Source organism: Streptosporangium sp. NPDC020145, from assembly GCF_040631275.1.
Classification (GTDB): Bacteria; Actinomycetota; Actinomycetes; order Streptosporangiales; family Streptosporangiaceae; genus Streptosporangium.
The window spans coordinates 40,348-54,389 of record NZ_JBEXZT010000021.1; the positions used below are offsets into that span (position 1 = coordinate 40,348).

General features: G+C 71.5%; 17 protein-coding genes. 8 read left to right on the top strand and 9 right to left on the bottom strand.

The features are described from left to right. Positions 1–30: 30 nt before the first annotated feature. Positions 31–393 carry a DsrE family protein gene (locus tag ABZ463_RS29845; RefSeq protein ID WP_352014630.1) on the bottom strand — a complete coding sequence of 121 codons (363 nt, stop codon included), beginning with the start codon at positions 391–393 and terminating at the stop codon, positions 31–33. Between the two features lie 67 nt (positions 394–460). On the opposite strand from ABZ463_RS29845, the gene ABZ463_RS29850 reads away from it, so the two are divergent. After that, positions 461–946: an FABP family protein gene (locus ABZ463_RS29850; RefSeq protein WP_352014631.1), complete on the top strand. Its 486-nt coding sequence runs from the start codon at positions 461–463 to the stop codon at positions 944–946. 130 nt (positions 947–1,076) lie between these two features. Here ABZ463_RS29850 and ABZ463_RS29855 read toward each other — a convergent pair whose 3' ends face one another. Next, positions 1,077–2,015: a hypothetical protein gene (locus ABZ463_RS29855; protein WP_362781165.1), complete on the bottom strand. Its 939-nt coding sequence runs from the start codon at positions 2,013–2,015 to the stop codon at positions 1,077–1,079. A 50-nt stretch (positions 2,016–2,065) separates the two neighbouring features. After that, a complete protein-coding gene (locus ABZ463_RS29860; protein ID WP_352014633.1) occupies positions 2,066–2,296 on the bottom strand; it encodes a hypothetical protein in 231 nt (76 codons plus the stop codon). A gap of 168 nt (positions 2,297–2,464) precedes the next feature. Here ABZ463_RS29860 and ABZ463_RS29865 point away from each other — a divergent pair, with 168 nt between their 5' ends. From ABZ463_RS29865 to ABZ463_RS29880, 4 genes are all read left to right on the top strand, one after another. Then, positions 2,465–3,619 carry a histidine kinase gene (locus ABZ463_RS29865; protein ID WP_362781168.1) on the top strand — a complete coding sequence of 385 codons (1,155 nt, stop codon included), beginning with the start codon at positions 2,465–2,467 and terminating at the stop codon, positions 3,617–3,619. Between the two features lie 169 nt (positions 3,620–3,788). Then, positions 3,789–4,094 carry a DUF2470 domain-containing protein gene (locus ABZ463_RS29870; protein WP_352014635.1) on the top strand — a complete coding sequence of 102 codons (306 nt, stop codon included), beginning with the start codon at positions 3,789–3,791 and terminating at the stop codon, positions 4,092–4,094. Positions 4,095–4,842: 748 nt separating this feature from the next. After that, a complete protein-coding gene (locus ABZ463_RS29875; RefSeq protein WP_352014636.1) occupies positions 4,843–5,466 on the top strand; it encodes a hypothetical protein in 624 nt (207 codons plus the stop codon). Positions 5,467–5,687: 221 nt separating this feature from the next. Then, entirely contained in the window at positions 5,688–6,920 is a 1,233-nt protein-coding gene (locus ABZ463_RS29880) for an acyltransferase (RefSeq protein WP_362781171.1), read from the top strand. Here the strand turns inward: ABZ463_RS29880 and ABZ463_RS29885 are convergent. Beyond that, positions 6,870–7,103 carry a hypothetical protein gene (locus ABZ463_RS29885; protein WP_362781173.1) on the bottom strand — a complete coding sequence of 78 codons (234 nt, stop codon included), beginning with the start codon at positions 7,101–7,103 and terminating at the stop codon, positions 6,870–6,872. The two genes, ABZ463_RS29880 and ABZ463_RS29885, sit on opposite strands and share 51 nt — an antisense overlap. 114 nt (positions 7,104–7,217) lie before the next feature. Between ABZ463_RS29885 and ABZ463_RS29890 the strand changes: the two genes are divergently transcribed. After that, complete coding sequence (locus ABZ463_RS29890) at positions 7,218–7,631, top strand: Fur family transcriptional regulator (protein ID WP_352014639.1); 414 nt, start codon at positions 7,218–7,220, stop codon at positions 7,629–7,631. A 20-nt stretch (positions 7,632–7,651) separates the two neighbouring features. Beyond that, a complete protein-coding gene (locus tag ABZ463_RS29895; protein ID WP_352014640.1) occupies positions 7,652–8,638 on the top strand; it encodes a glycine cleavage T C-terminal barrel domain-containing protein in 987 nt (328 codons plus the stop codon). A gap of 54 nt (positions 8,639–8,692) precedes the next feature. Here the strand turns inward: ABZ463_RS29895 and ABZ463_RS29900 are convergent, their stop codons facing one another. Both ABZ463_RS29900 and dtd read right to left on the bottom strand, forming a co-directional pair. Further along, a complete protein-coding gene (locus ABZ463_RS29900; RefSeq protein WP_362781178.1) occupies positions 8,693–9,538 on the bottom strand; it encodes a hypothetical protein in 846 nt (281 codons plus the stop codon). A 118-nt stretch (positions 9,539–9,656) separates the two neighbouring features. Further along, a complete protein-coding gene (gene dtd / locus ABZ463_RS29905) occupies positions 9,657–10,082 on the bottom strand; it encodes a D-aminoacyl-tRNA deacylase (RefSeq protein ID WP_362781180.1) in 426 nt (141 codons plus the stop codon). Positions 10,083–10,163: 81 nt separating this feature from the next. On the opposite strand from dtd, the gene ABZ463_RS29910 reads away from it, so the two are divergent. Then, positions 10,164–11,108, top strand: a complete 945-nt coding sequence (locus ABZ463_RS29910) for an asparaginase (RefSeq protein ID WP_362781182.1) — start codon at positions 10,164–10,166, stop codon at positions 11,106–11,108. Positions 11,109–11,216: 108 nt separating this feature from the next. On the opposite strand, the gene ABZ463_RS29915 is transcribed toward ABZ463_RS29910, so the two are convergent. From ABZ463_RS29915 to ABZ463_RS29925, 3 genes are all read right to left on the bottom strand, one after another. Next, positions 11,217–11,636 (bottom strand): hypothetical protein, encoded by a 420-nt coding sequence (locus ABZ463_RS29915; RefSeq protein WP_352014644.1) that lies wholly within the window; start codon positions 11,634–11,636, stop codon positions 11,217–11,219. 130 nt (positions 11,637–11,766) lie between these two features. Beyond that, entirely contained in the window at positions 11,767–13,131 is a 1,365-nt protein-coding gene (locus ABZ463_RS29920; RefSeq protein WP_362781185.1) for a serine hydrolase domain-containing protein, read from the bottom strand. A 28-nt stretch (positions 13,132–13,159) separates the two neighbouring features. Beyond that, complete coding sequence (locus tag ABZ463_RS29925) at positions 13,160–14,020, bottom strand: putative protein N(5)-glutamine methyltransferase (protein WP_362781187.1); 861 nt, start codon at positions 14,018–14,020, stop codon at positions 13,160–13,162. Positions 14,021–14,042: the final 22 nt, after the last annotated feature.

The following is a 14,042-nucleotide window of genomic DNA, read 5'->3' on the forward strand; positions in this document are numbered from 1 at the left end:
CTCGCGGCGGGGCCGTACGCGTGAGGACCGTCAGTAGACGAGGGCCTGGACCCCCTCGCCGAGCACCTCCTCGACGAAGGTCGAGGCGCCCGCGATGCGCACACCCTCGATCACGTCGTCGACCGTGATGTTCCGCCTGGCCGCGCACTGCGTGCACAGCGTCATCCGGCCGCTCGCCAGGACCACGTCGACCAGGTCGCCGAGCTGGGCGGCGTGCGGAAGGGCGAACTCCTTGGCGCGTCCGGGGAGGGCGAACCACGAGGCCTCCCCCGTCAGCCAGAGCGAGACCGGGACCCCGCTCGCCAGTGCCGCCGCCGCGACTGTGAACGCCTGGTTGCATCGCTCGGGCGCGTCCGCGCCGGCGGTCACCTTGATCACCAGTGATCGTGCCATACCCCGAAGCCTATGAGGCCGGTGTCGCGGGCGCGAGCCGTACCGGGGCGGCTCTAGGCTCGGATGCATGGACGTTCCCGAACTGCACTCCGCCCTTGAGCCGATCGCCTTTCTCCTGGGCCGGTGGGAAGGTGCCGGGGTTGGTGGATATCCGACGATCGAGAGCTTCAACTTCGGCCAGGAGATCGTCTTCGGTCACAACGGCAAGCCGTTCCTGACCTATGAGAGCCGGACGTGGCTGCTGGACAAGGAAGGCAACAAGGTACGGCCGCTGGGCACGGAGACCGGCTTCTGGCGTGCCCTGCCCGAGCGCAGACTTGAGGTGTGCCTGTCGCACCCGACCGGCATCGTGGAGATCTACGTCGGCGAGGTCGTCTTCCACAAGATCGAGTTGCAGACCGACGTGGTCGCCCGCACCGCGACCGCCAAGGAGTACACCGCGGGCCACCGCCTCTACGGCCTGGTCAACGGCAACCTGATGTGGGCCTACGACATGGCCGCCATGGGCGAACCCCTCCAGTCCCACCTGTCGGCGGAGCTGAAGAAGGTGTAGCTGTGCCTCTTTGCTCCGCCTTCGGCGTCGCGGGCTTGGGCGCCTCTGAGTCGGCGCTTTCCCTCGTCACTCCGTCGCTGCGCTCCTGCGTTCCTCAGTCCAAGCACCGACGCGCCCAAGCCGAAACTCCTCACTCCTGAAGCCGGGTTCCGGTGAATAGGAGGAGGACTAGGGCGCTTAGGGCCAGGAGGGACTGGCCGGTCAGGTTCAGGGGGGTCGTGTCGCCTTCCAGGGACAGCAGGACGAAGCCGCCCCAGACGTAGGTCAGCAGCGCGCCACCGGCCAGGTGGAGCCGGTGTGCCGGGCCCCATCCCGTACGGCGTGACCAGCGGGAGACCGTGACGGCGGAGACGGCCGGCAGACCGGACGCCAGAGCGACCCCCGGCCAGTCCTCCGTCCCGACGAAGAACAGGCCGGAGGCGGCGAAGGCCGCGAGACCGACCAGCCACGGGCGGGGAGCGGCGCCGGGAACCGGGGGACGCGGACGGCGGCCGAGGGCGAAGGCCGTACCGGCCAGGAGGACGACCACGACGGCGGCGCCGATCCGCCGTGGGGCGGGGGCGACGAACCCGCCCTCGGCGAGCATGCTCTGGAAGACGACGAGCGAGCCGAGGACGAACAGGACACCGGTGACGGCCAGGCCGGGCAGGCCGAGCCAGGGGACGGTGCTCCGGCGGGGTGTCAGGGCCTCGGCGAGAGCGATCGGCACACCGATGCTCCATATCACGTGACCGCCGACGAAGCTCAGCGCGTAGTGGGCGCTGACGCCCAGCCACGGGACCGGCGTGACGCTCTGGAAGTCGTGTCCCTCGAACGACGGGTTGAACAGCGACTGGTCGATCAGGCACGCCTCAAGCACGCCGTACGCCGCCGCCAGGAGGATCATCGTGGGCCAGCCACGTCCGGTACGGCGGGCGGCCTCCCTGATCAGGAGGGCGCCGCCGCCGTACATCGGGGCGAGCACGAGCAGGCCGCCGATGTCGGCCACCGGGACGTTGCCGAGCAGGTATTCGGCGACCAGCGGTGCCAGGAGGAACAGTCCGACGGCGGGTGCCAGCCGCCGTGTCACGCCCTCTCGTGTCCGAGGCGCGCCCTGCCGAGTCACGTGGGAATCCCGCGTCACGTCTGGGCCCCGCTTCGCGTGGCGGCGAGCATCAGGCCGCCCAGGGCGGCCAGGGCGAGGTTCGCGAACAGTTCGTAGCCGGTCAGGAAGTCCAGACGTCCGACGATCACCCGGTCGAAGAAGTTGAGGAAGAAGTTCATGAAGGGCTGGACGGCCACCCGGTCGATGGCCCCGCTGACCCCTTCCAGGAGGAAGAACAGCCCCAGGATTCTGGTGAGTTCGCGCATGTCTGAACGCTAGGAATCCCGGGCCACCTCGCGGATCGGTCGTCGGGATGCTCCACGCCGACGGACGTCTCCCCGGCCGGGCCCGGCGCGCGACGAAGGTGTTCGTCCCGGCGACTTTGGTATCGAGGGGGGCCGGGGCGGAGACGGGCGACCCTAGGCTCGTTGGGGATGGACGAATCGACGACCGCGCCGAGGCGTGGACCGCACGACTGGCTGGTCGACGCCTGCCTGTTCCTGGTGGCGGTGCTCTCCGGGCTGATCCTGGCGGGGCTGCGCCTCGACACCTTTCCGAGACCGCCCAAGTGGCTGTTCGACCTCGACCAGGTGACCGCCGTGGTCGGCTGCGCCGCGCTGTGGCTGCGCCGTGGCCGGCCGACGGAGCTGGCCGTCGTGCTGATCGTGCTCTCGACGTTCTCCGAGCTGATCACGGGGGCGGTGCTGATCGCGCTGTTCACGGTCGCGGTGCACCGCCCGCCGAGGACCACGATGATCGTCTCCGTGGCGGGCCTGGTCGCGGGCGTCGTCTACGTGCTGCTGCGGCCCGAGCCGGACATGCCCCGGCTGGCGCTGTGGGTCATGGGAGGCGCGATCCAGGGGGCCGTGGTCGGCTGGGGCCTGTACGTCCACCACCGGCGCAAACTCGCCGCCGCGATGCGGGAACGGGCGGCCCGGATGGAGACCGAGGCGCGTCTGCGGGCGGAACAAGCCGGTCAGGAGGCCCGTACGGCGATCGCCAGGGAGATCCACGACGTTCTCGGGCACCGTCTCTCACTGCTGAGCGTGCACGCCGGGGCCCTCGAATACCATCCCGACGCCCCGAGCGAGGAGATCGCCCACGCGGCCAGGGTGATCAGGGAGAGCGCCCACCAGGCGTTGCAGGACCTGCGTGAGGTCATCGGGGTGCTGCGCGCTCCGGTCGGGGAACTGCCCCAGCCGACCTACGCCGACCTCAGGCAGCTGGTCGCCGAGTCCGACCGGGCCGGGATGCGGGTGACCATGGTCGAGGAGCACACCGGGACCGTGCCCGACCGGCTCGGCCGTACCACCTATCGGATCGTGCAGGAGGCGCTGACCAACGTGCGCAGGCACGCGCGGGGGGCGCCGGTGCGGGTGTCGATCGCGGGGGCGCCGGGGGCGGAGCTGGTCGTCGAGATCGTCAACGACGCCGGACCGGCCGGGGCCGCCGGATTTTCTGGAGCCCGGCCGGGGCGGGGGCTGATCGGCCTGGCGGAGCGGGTCGCGCTGGTCGAGGGACGCCTGGAGTACGGTCCCACGACGTCGGGAGGCTGGCGTCTGGGGGCCCGGCTTCCCTGGCCGGAGTGAAGCGGTGCCGACGTCCGGGTGGGGCGAGCCGAGGGCGGCCGACGCGGCGGGAGTCCGAGGCGCGGCCCTGCGGGAGGGCGAGTTGGGGTGCTGTGGTGCGGTCCTGGGAGGGGCGAGTTGGGGCTGTGGTGCGGTCCTGCGGGAGGGGCGGGGGAATACCATCACGGGCATGAGCACTCCTTTCACCCCTGATGTGGTCGAGGCGATCAAGCGCCACATGAACGACGACCACGCCGACGACTCGCTGCTGATCTGCCGGGCCCTGGGCGGCCGGCCCGAGGCGACCAGCGCGGTCACGTCGGGGGTGGACGCCGAGGCGATCGAGTTCCTCGCGACGGTCGAGGGGCGGGAGGTCACGGTCAGGGTGCCGTGGAGCACGACGCTGACCGAGCGCGCCCAGGTCCGCACGGAGGTCGTCAGGCTGTACCGGGAGGCGTGCGCCGCCCTCGGAGTCCCGGCCCGCGGCGAGCACTGAGACGCGGGGGGAATCGGAGCCGCTCCTCGGACGGGGCCCTGGGAAGCGCGGGGACGCTCTTCGGGAGCGTCCCGGGGGCTCCTTGGGAGACGCGGGGAGACCGGGAAAGGCTCGGGGACATTGAGAGGCGCCGGGCTTCGGAAGCGGGGGCCGAAGGAACCGGGCCGGAAAAGGGAAGAACCCCGGGTCTGTTCCTCCCGTGGGTGGGAGGGCCAAGGGGACCAAAGGCGGGAGAGCACTCCCACCACCCTGGCGGACCCGGGGTTCCGGTGATTGCCGTGAATTCGCCGAACGTCACCAGACGTCCGGACGGAGTCCGGAAGCTGGGGCGTCCTAGCGGACAGCCACCTCGCTAGCCCTATGATCAACCATCGTTCGGACCACCTCCTTTCAGCGTGCTTGTACGTTATGAAATCTCCGCAGCCAGGGCAAACGATTATTTTCGCCCGGTTGTCCCCGCCCCCTCGGACACGCCCTGACCTCGGAGGAAGGGCCTCGAAGGCGGCGTGCCGCGAACGGTCTCCGTACCGGGTGGGGCGGGTCCGGTGGGACGGAGGCGCCGGGGAGGGCTTCGGTGTCCGGGGGCGGCCCACGGGCGGGCACGCCCTCCCGCGCTCTGACCGCAAATAGATCTCTTTTTCGTCACATGGCCTGATTTATCCCGCTTGGAACGGTCCTTCCTGGCACTCTGGTCGCGCCGCCTCACGATCTTCGTGTCCATCCCCCTCTTTCTATGGAGTCTCCACTCATGCGATCGAAGACGCCTGCCGCGCTCTTGGGCGCCGTTGTCCTTCTGGTGGGTCTGTCGAGCGTCACCACCGCCTCGGCGGCCACCTCGGCCGCTGCTCCGACGACCTTCTGTGTCAACAAGACCACGAAGGTCGTCCGCGCGCTCACGAGGTGCAACCCGAAGACCGAGCGGGTGCTGACCCTCCAGGAGGCCCAGCAGGGCATCGCCTCCCAGGGACCGGCCGGCCCGCGTGGCCCGCAGGGCCCCCAGGGTGAGCGGGGAGTCGCCGGCCCGCAGGGTCCCCAGGGCGAGCGGGGCGCCACCGGTCAGCGGGGCCCCCAGGGCGAGCGGGGCGCCGCAGGTCAGCAGGGGCCGCGAGGCGAGACGGGCAAGACCGGACCCCAGGGTCCCGAGGGCTCGACCGGGCCTCAGGGCCCCGAGGGTCCGGCCGGGCCGCAGGGCCCCGCCGGTCAGGGCGGCGGCCTGCCCGAGGTCTACGCCTACAAGGTCGGTCCCGTCTGGACGACCTGCACGCTGCTGGACGGCTACACGATCGCCGCCTACGACTGCAAGGTCACCAGGGCGCCGGGAAGGACCCCGAGGACCGCCGCGTCGCCGAGCTCGTCTCCCTCGGCCTCCTGATCGTCCGGCGGTAGGGGCGACCACCACCGGACATGTTCGAGGGGCCGCCGTCCGTGGGGCGGCGGCCCCTGGTGTTCGCGGGACCTCGGAGCCCGTGGGCCCGGACCCGGGGGCCGGGGTCCCGCCAGGTCTCTCCCGTGCCGTGAGACCGGTCCCCTCCGGGGCGGTGACGGTTGCCCGTCCAACCGGATGTCCGTCGGCCGGTCGTTAGCATGAACCAGGTGATTACCGATCAAGCAGGACGGCGGGGCCGGCTGGCCTGGCTTGACGCCATACGAGGGTTCGCGGCGCTGGCGGTGGTCTTCGAACACGTGCTGTCGCCGCTGCTGCCCGAGATCCGCTTTCCTTTCAAGGAGACCTTCGAGCCCGGGTGGTACGGGGTCATGGTGTTCTTCCTGGTGAGCGGCTACATCGTGCCGGCTTCGCTGGAGCGGCGGGGTGACCTGCGGGCCTTCTGGATCTCCCGGGTCTTCCGGCTCTACCCGATGCTGGGCGTCTGCGCGGTGGGGGTGGCGCTGCTGATCGCCGCGGGATGGGACGGCCTGCACCCCTGGTGGGGGAGCCGTCCCCTGTCGCTGACGCTGGGCCATCTGACGATGCTGCAGGACCTGCTGTACATGCCGAACACGGTCAACGTGATGTGGACGCTCTCCTACGAGATGGCCTTCTACCTGCTGCTGAGCTCGATGTTCACCCTCGGGGTGAACCGGGCGAGCCGTACGGCCGCGCTCGGGTTCGCCGTGGCGGCCGTGCTGGGGGCGGGCGTGCTGCCGACCAAGCTGCTCTCGTACGGCGACGGGACGCGGATGCTGACGGTCACACTGACGGTGGTCGCGCTGGTGGTGGTCGGAACGGCCATGACGCTCATGGGGCCCCTCGCGGTGCGGCGGGCGGGCGCCGTCGCGGCCGGGGGCACCGTGCTGGTGCTGCTGGCGGTCAACCAGGAGTATCCCGGCACCTGGCAGGGGCTGCTGATCCTGGCCACGATGTTCTCCGGCACCGTGCTGTATCGGGCGGAACAGGGCGAGATCACCTGGGCGCGGGCCGGTTGGGTGCTCCTGGTTCCGGCGGCCGGGATCTGGCTGACGAGGGACACGCCCGGCCTGTGGCTGGCGCTGGTCGCGGCCTGGCTGACCTTCGCCGTGGGGATGGCGCTGCGCGACCGTGAGCTGCCCCGGGTGCTGCCCTGGCTCGGGCTGGTCAGCTACTCGGTCTATCTGCTCCATCCGCTGCTGTTGAAGGTGGTCCAGATGACCTGGCCGGAGCCACTGGCCGTACCGCTCGGGGCTCGGCTGGTCGCGCTGGTCGGCCTGGTCGGGGTGCTGCTCGGGATCAGTGCGCTGACCTGGCGTTTCGTCGAGGCGCCCGCGCAGCGGCTGGGCAGGCGCCTGGTGAGGGGCTCCTCAACGGCCGTCCCTCCGCGTCCAGCCGAGGACGCGCTCCGTCAGGGCTGAGGGATCCGCACCGCCGTCGAAGGCCGTCGGGACGAGCGCGCGGGCCTGGGCCGCGTCCTCCGTCGCCTCGTCGATCCGGTTCCGGGGCCGGTTCCCGGCCGTCGGACGGTCGAGCCGTACGGTGTCGGGGCAGTCGAGCAGCGCCCAGTGGGCCGGGGTGCTCCAGCGGGTGCCGGGGACCAAGTCCTCGGGGGAGGGGACCGGGGCAGCCTAACCTGCGGGAAACCGTGCGTGGTGGGCGATTTGTTGGTGTTTGTGGCGACCCCAGTAGGGCTGGTCTGCTCGTAGACTCTGTGCATGGCCGAGACGTCATGGCATGAGCAACTGCGGGCGCACGGTTACCGGATCACCCCGCAGCGCCAGCTGGTGCTTGAGGCGGTCAAGGCCCTTGAGCACGCCACCCCGGAGGAGATCTGCGGCAAGGTGCGGGAGACCGCCCGCGGGGTCAACATCTCAACCGTCTACCGCACGCTCGAACTCCTCGAAGAGCTCGGCATGGTCACCCACAACCATCTCGGGCACGGCGCGCCGACCTACCACCTGGCCGAGGACGCCGACCACGTCCACCTGGTCTGCCACGACTGCGGGGAGCTCAACGAGATCCGCCCCGAGCTGGTCGACGACTTCGTGACCAAGCTGGACGAGGAGTTCGGCTTCGCCGTCAACGTGCACCATCTCACGGTCTTCGGCCGCTGCAGGAAGTGTCGCTGAGGCCTCGTAGGCTTGGAGCCATGCGAAGCCCTCTGCTGGACACCCCGGGCGCGGTCGCGGCCGAGGCCCCCGACGCCGGCGTTGCCGGACACTACGGCGACCCGTTCGCCGAGCAGCGCGCCCTCCTCGCCGGAGAGGCGATGGTCGACCGGAGCAACCGTGAGGTCGTCCGGATCTCCGGCCCCGACAGGCTGAGCTGGCTCAACAGCCTGAGCTCGCAGAAACTCGACGACCTCAAACCCGGTCAACCGACCCAGACGCTGTTCCTGGACGCCCAGGGCAGGGTCGAGCACCACCTCACGCTCGTCGACGACGGCGAGGCCGTGTGGGGGCACGTCGAGCCGGGCACCGGGGCCGACCTCGTCGCCTTCCTCGACAAGATGCGCTTCATGCTCAGGGTCGAGGTGGCCGACGTCACGGCCGAATACGCCGTGGTCTCCGTCGCCGACGCCAGCCGCGTCACCCCGCCGGAGGGGACGATCGTCATCGGCGACGACCTGCTCCTGCCGCGTGACCTGCTGGCCGAGCGCCTCGGCGGCATGCGCCCGGCCGGGCTGTGGGCCTACGAGGCGCTGCGCATCGAGGAGCACAGCCCCCGGCTCGGCTTCGAGACCGACCACAAGACCATCCCCCACGAGGTCGGCTGGATCGGTACGGCCCTGCACCTGAGCAAGGGCTGCTACAAGGGTCAGGAGACCGTCGCCCGGGTCCACAACCTCGGGCATCCGCCCCGCCGTCTGGTCTTCCTGCACCTCGACGGCAGCGCCGACATCCTGCCCGGGCACGGCACCCCCGTTCTCAACGGGGGCGAGGAGGTCGGCTTCGTGGGCAGCTCGGCCCGTCACCACGAGCTCGGCCCGATCGCGCTGGCCGTGGTCAAGCGGACCGTCCCGGTCGAGGTCCCCCTTGAGGCGGGCGGGGTCGCGGCCTCCCAGGAGGTCGTCGTGCCGCCAGACGCGGGCCGCAACGTCCAGATCGACCCGGCGCTGCGCCGCCGCATCCGCTGAGCGGATCCGCGCGCCGTGCCCTCGACGGGGTACGGCGCGCGGGCCCGGCGGGAATCAGCCCTTGGTCCAGATGGCGGTGTAGGCGCCGCCCTCGGTGTCGAGCAGAGTGGGCAGGAAGCCCTTGCCCTTCAGCTCGTCGAAGCGCTTCTGGTAACCGCTGGGGGTCATGCCCGTGTACTCGTACCAGGCGGAGCCGGAGTCCTTGACCCAGACGCTCGTGTAGGACTCGTCGGGGCCGACGGTGACCAGCGAGGGCCGTTCGCCCTTCTTGGTCCTGGCGAGGAACTCCGCGTGGTGCTCGTCGAAGGACTTGCCGACGGTGACGGACCAGGGCTGCGAGCCCTGCGTCCAGACGGCGGCGTAGCGCGGGTCGTCGGCGGTGCCGTAGGCGTTGGCCGCGGTGAGCACGTAGCCCCGCTTGGCGGCGTCGGCGTTGGCGGCCGTGAACTGGCCGGTGGTGAGGTTGTGCTTGGCGAAGAACTTGCCCGGGACCTTCTCGAAGATCGCGGCGAAGACGGCGTCGTTCCCCGAGCCGGTGGCGCTCACCGAGGTCGGGCGGTACCCCTGGGAGAGGTAGCTGTCGAACCTCTTCTGGTAACCGCTCGCCGACATGCCCTGGATCATCGCCCAGGCCGGGCCGGACCGCTTGACCCAGACGGCGCCGTAACGCGGTGCGGACGCGTCGTCGACCGTGAAGGTGATCGGCCGGTAGCCCTGGCCACGCAGCGTGTTGAAGCGTTCGGTCTGCTGCTGGCCGGTGACGCCGTGGTAGGCGCTGAACGCGGGCGCGGCCTGGGCGCCGGTCTGGGTGCTGACCTGGGCGTTGGCCGCCGATCCGGCGGTGGTGACCAGGGCGGCGGTGGCGACGGACGCGACGGCGATGGACGCGAAGATGCGCATGACCCTCCCCAAGGGTGCGACTTTTCGGGTGTTTCATCACGGATGAACGGATTCATCGCGGACAAGCGGTTACCCTAGCGGATCATCGCGGTCGGTGATCGTGGTATCGGTCAGGGAATCAGACCTCCAGGATCAGGGTGATCGGGCCGTCGTTGGTCAGGGAGACCTTCATGTCGGCGCCGAAGACGCCCGTCTCGACGTGCGCGCCCAGCGCGCGGAGCTCGGCGCAGACGGCCTCGACCAGGGGTTCCGCCACCGGTCCCGGGGCCGCCGCGTGCCAGGTCGGACGGCGGCCCTTGCGGGCGTCGCCGTACAGGGTGAACTGGCTGATCACCAGCAGCGGGGCGCCGACGTCGGAGCAGGACTTCTCGCCCGAAAGGACGCGCAGGCCCCAGAGCTTGGCGGCGAGTTTGGCCGCCTGCCGCCGGGTGTCGTCGTGGGTCACCCCGACCAGCACCAGCAGTCCGGGCTCGTCGATCGCGCCGACCGTCTCGCCGTCAACCGTCACCGACGCGGAACTCACCCGCTGCACCACCGCACGCATGCGTCCATCATCCCGGTTGTTGCGACCGCGCCGGAAACCGGTGTTTCCGCCCTCCGTAGAATCCACGCGAAGGGAGCTGAGGTGTCTGCTGAGTCGCTGGTCGTGGAGGTCGTCCGTTCCGGGTTCGTGGAGTCCACCCACCGGGCCCGCATGCTGGCCGTCGACGCGGCCGGTTCGCCGGTGCGGGTGCACGGGGCCGTCGACGTCCTGGTTTCCCCGCGTTCCTCGCTGAAGCCGCTGCAGGGGCTCGGCATGGTGCGCGCCGGGCTCGGGCTCGACGGCGAACTGCTCGCCCTGGCGTGCGCCAGCCACACGGGGGAGCCCTTCCACGTCGAGGGGGCCCGCCGCGTCCTGGCCGGGGCGGGACTCGACGAGAGCGCGCTGCGCTGCCCGGCGGACCTGCCGGAGGACGCCGCCTCCCGCGAGCGGGTGCTGCGTTCAGGAGGCGCTCCCTCACCGCTCTACATGAACTGCTCGGGCAAGCACTCGGCGATGCTCGCCACCTGCGCGGCCAACGACTGGCCGCTGGAGACCTACCTGAGCCCGGCGCACCCGCTGCAGAAGGCGCTGCGTGACACGGTCGCGGAACTCACCGGGGAGCGGGTCGCGGCCACCGGGGTCGACGGCTGCGGCGCGCCGCTGTTCTTCGTGTCGATGGTCGGTGTGACCAGGGCCTTCCGCTCCCTCGTGCTGGCCCAGGAGGGCACGCCCGAGCGCCGGATCGCCGACGCCTTCCGCGCGCACCCCGAGTGGACCTCGGGCACGACCAAGCCGGAGGCCCGGCTGATGCGGGCGCTTCCCGGGCTGATGCTCAAGTCGGGCGCCGAGGCGTTCGACGCCTTCGCCTTCGCGGACGGCAGGGCCGGGGCCGTCAAGATCGAGGACGGCGGCTACCGGGCCAGGATGCCCGCCACCGTCGAGGCCCTTCGGGCGCTGGGTTTCGAGGCCGAGGTGCTTGAGGAACTGGCCGTCGGCGTGCTGCTCGGCGGTGGCCGCCCGGTCGGCGAGGTACGGCTGCGCCGCTGAGACCCGCGCGGACCGAGGGCCGCGCACGTGGAGCGGGGCGCGCGGGAGTGGGGGACGGGGCCTGACGGGAGCTGGAGGACACGGCTGAGGGTCGGCGAAGCCGTACGGTCAGGGACGGCAGAGCTCCTCGGCGACCAGGCTCGTCCCGATGCCCAGCAGCCAGACGTCCTTGGCGACGCCGATGCCCTCCTGGGAGGGGCGCAGGCTGCCCTCCTGGCGCAGGCTCGGGGTGCGCAGGTAGAGGCCGACCAGCCCGCCGGCGAAGGCGGTCAGCGCCGCGCCCGCGACCAGTGAGGGCACCACCGGGACCAGCAGGGCAGCGCCCACGGCGATCTCGGTCTTCGACAGCAGCCAGACGAACGTCCTGGGGCTCATCTTCTTCAGGAACGGGTAGGCGTTGGCGGCCATCCCGTGGACGGCGGCGGCGCTGCCCTCGTCCCCGGCGGCCATGGACAGCCCGGCGTTCAGGACGTAGGCGCCGGTGGCGAGCCGTACGGGGAGCTGGTGCGGGCGAGCCAAGATCCTCATAAGTGCTCACAAGGGTTGAATGGTCCGGGAATCATGCTCCTTCCCGTTGTTTGTCCGCTTCACCCGGGAGGTGGTTCTTTCTTGACGGTCCTTGACCCGGGCCGGGGCCAGGTCCGGGAACCGGCCGGGCTCAGGCCTCGGTGGCCTCACACCAGTGGCTGAGGCAGTTGCCGAGCCAGCCGTCGCCCTCGCCGTTCTTCATCGCCCGCGCCGCGCCGACGAGATGGCCGTGGCGCGCGTTGAGTTCGAGGACAAGCCGGGGGCTGTTCACCCGCGCGTCCTCGGTCGGCAGCTGCAGCGGCGCGCTGACCCGCAGGTCCCAGTCGTCGGAGGCCGCGACCACGTCCGCCGGGACCATCGGCCCGCCGTCGAGCCCGACCTCGGCGCCGGAGTCGGGCAGCACCCGCAGCAGCAGCGGCACGGACCCCTCCTCGGTGCGCACGTGCCCCTCCCAGAGTCCCTGCGGGACCGCGACCGCCCGTTCGGGCAGGAAGCTCGGCGGCAGGGACGCGGACGGGTGGTCCGGCACCAGCTCCGCCATGACGCGGTTGACGACCGAGGTGCGGACCTCGCCCCCGGTCTGGTTGGCGAGTACGCAGATCGAGAGTTCGAGCTCGGGCACGACCGCGAGCATCGCCGAGACACCGCCCATGCCGCCGCTGTGCGCGACCACCTGGTGCGGCCCGCCGCGTGAGACGAACCAGCCAAGGCCGTAGCCCTGCTCCGCGGTGATCGGCAGCGCGGTGCGGGTGGCCGCGGCCGTCTCCGGCTTCAGCACCCCGGGGCCGCCCGCCTGCAGCAGCCCGAACATCGCCAGGTCGGAGGCGCTCGCCCAGCCGAGGGAGGCGCCGTGGTGGGTGGTGTCGTAGTCGGGGTACGGCCTGCCGTCGGCCGAGTAACGCAGCGCCCGAGGCCGCTCACCCTCGTAGGAGAGGCCGATCTGGCAGGCGTTCAGTCCGAGCGGGGCGAAGACCTGCTCGGCGGTGAAGTCGGCGGCGCTACGGCCGGTCGCCTTCTCCAGGACCGCGTCGAGGACGCCGTATCCGAGATTGGAGTACTCGAACCGGGACCCGGGCTCGCGGTACAGCGTCGAGTAGTGCTCGACGCCGTGCCGGATCGCGGGCAGCCCGGCGTAGGCGAAGTCGTAGTGCCCGCCGAACCCGGCCCGGTGCTGGAGGACCTGGCGCAGGGTCGGCTCGCTGTAGTCGCGGTATCTGGGCAGGCGGAAGCCGGAGAGGTACTTCTCGACCGGGTCGTCGAGGTTCAGCAGCCCCCGGTCGGCGGCGACGCAGACCGCGGTCGCCGTGATCGGCTTGGTCACCGAGGCGATCGAGTAGACGGTCTCCGGGGTGGCCGCCACCCCGCGCGCCACATCCGCCAGGCCGTACGCCTCGGCGAAGACCACGCGGTCGCGATGGGCGACCGCGACGGAGACCGAGGCGCAGCCATGGGTGGCGAGCGCCTGCGCGCAGTGCTGGGAGAGTCCCTCAAGCATGATCGAACATCCCTTCCGCCGTGCCGACTCAGACTTTAGGCCCCGCGACCGGTGCGCCGGGCATCGTACCGATGACGACGTTCGCCCCCAGTTCCTCGCAGTCGGCCACTCTCGCCGCCAATCCCGCCCGTTCCATGGTCTCGACGGTCCCGGGAGCCTGCCGCAGGCTCGTCTCCACCAGGAGGTGGCCGCCGGGCGCCAGCCACCGGGGCGCCGCCCGCGCCACCCGCCGCACCACGTCGAGGCCGTCCACGCCGCCGTCGAGCGCCACCATCGGCTCGTGGACACGGGCCTCGGCGGGCAACAGCCTGATCGCCTCGGTCGGCACGTACGGCGGGCTGGCCACCAGCAGGCCGACCCTGCCCCGGAGTCCGGCCGGCAACGGGTCGTACAGGTCGCCCTCGTGGACCCGCCCGCCGACGGCGGCGAGGTTGCGGCGGGCGCACCGCACCGCGGCGGGGTCGATGTCCACCGCGTGCAGTTCCACGGCCACGCCGAGGGCCGTACCCGGCGCAGTGCCCGACACAGTGGTCGGCGCAGTGCCCAGCGCGGTGGCCAGTGCGGCGCCCAGCGCGCCCGAGCCGCAGCACAGGTCGACCACGACGGCCGGTCCGCCCCGGGCCAGGCCGATCGCCTGCCGGACAAGGAACTCGGTACGGCGCCGCGGGACGAAGACCCCGGGATCGACGTCTATCCGCAGGCCGCAGAACTCGGCCCAGCCGAGGACGTGTTCGAGAGGCAGCCCGTGGGCGCGTCGTTCGACCATGAGGGCCAGTTCCTCAGGGGCGCGCGCGGCCGAGACGAGGAGTTCGGCCTCGTCCTCGGCGAAGACACAGCCCGCCGCCCGCAGGGTGGCGGCGACGGTGGAAAGGGAGGCAGCAGGAGACACTAGGAGCCTTTCGGGATGCCGA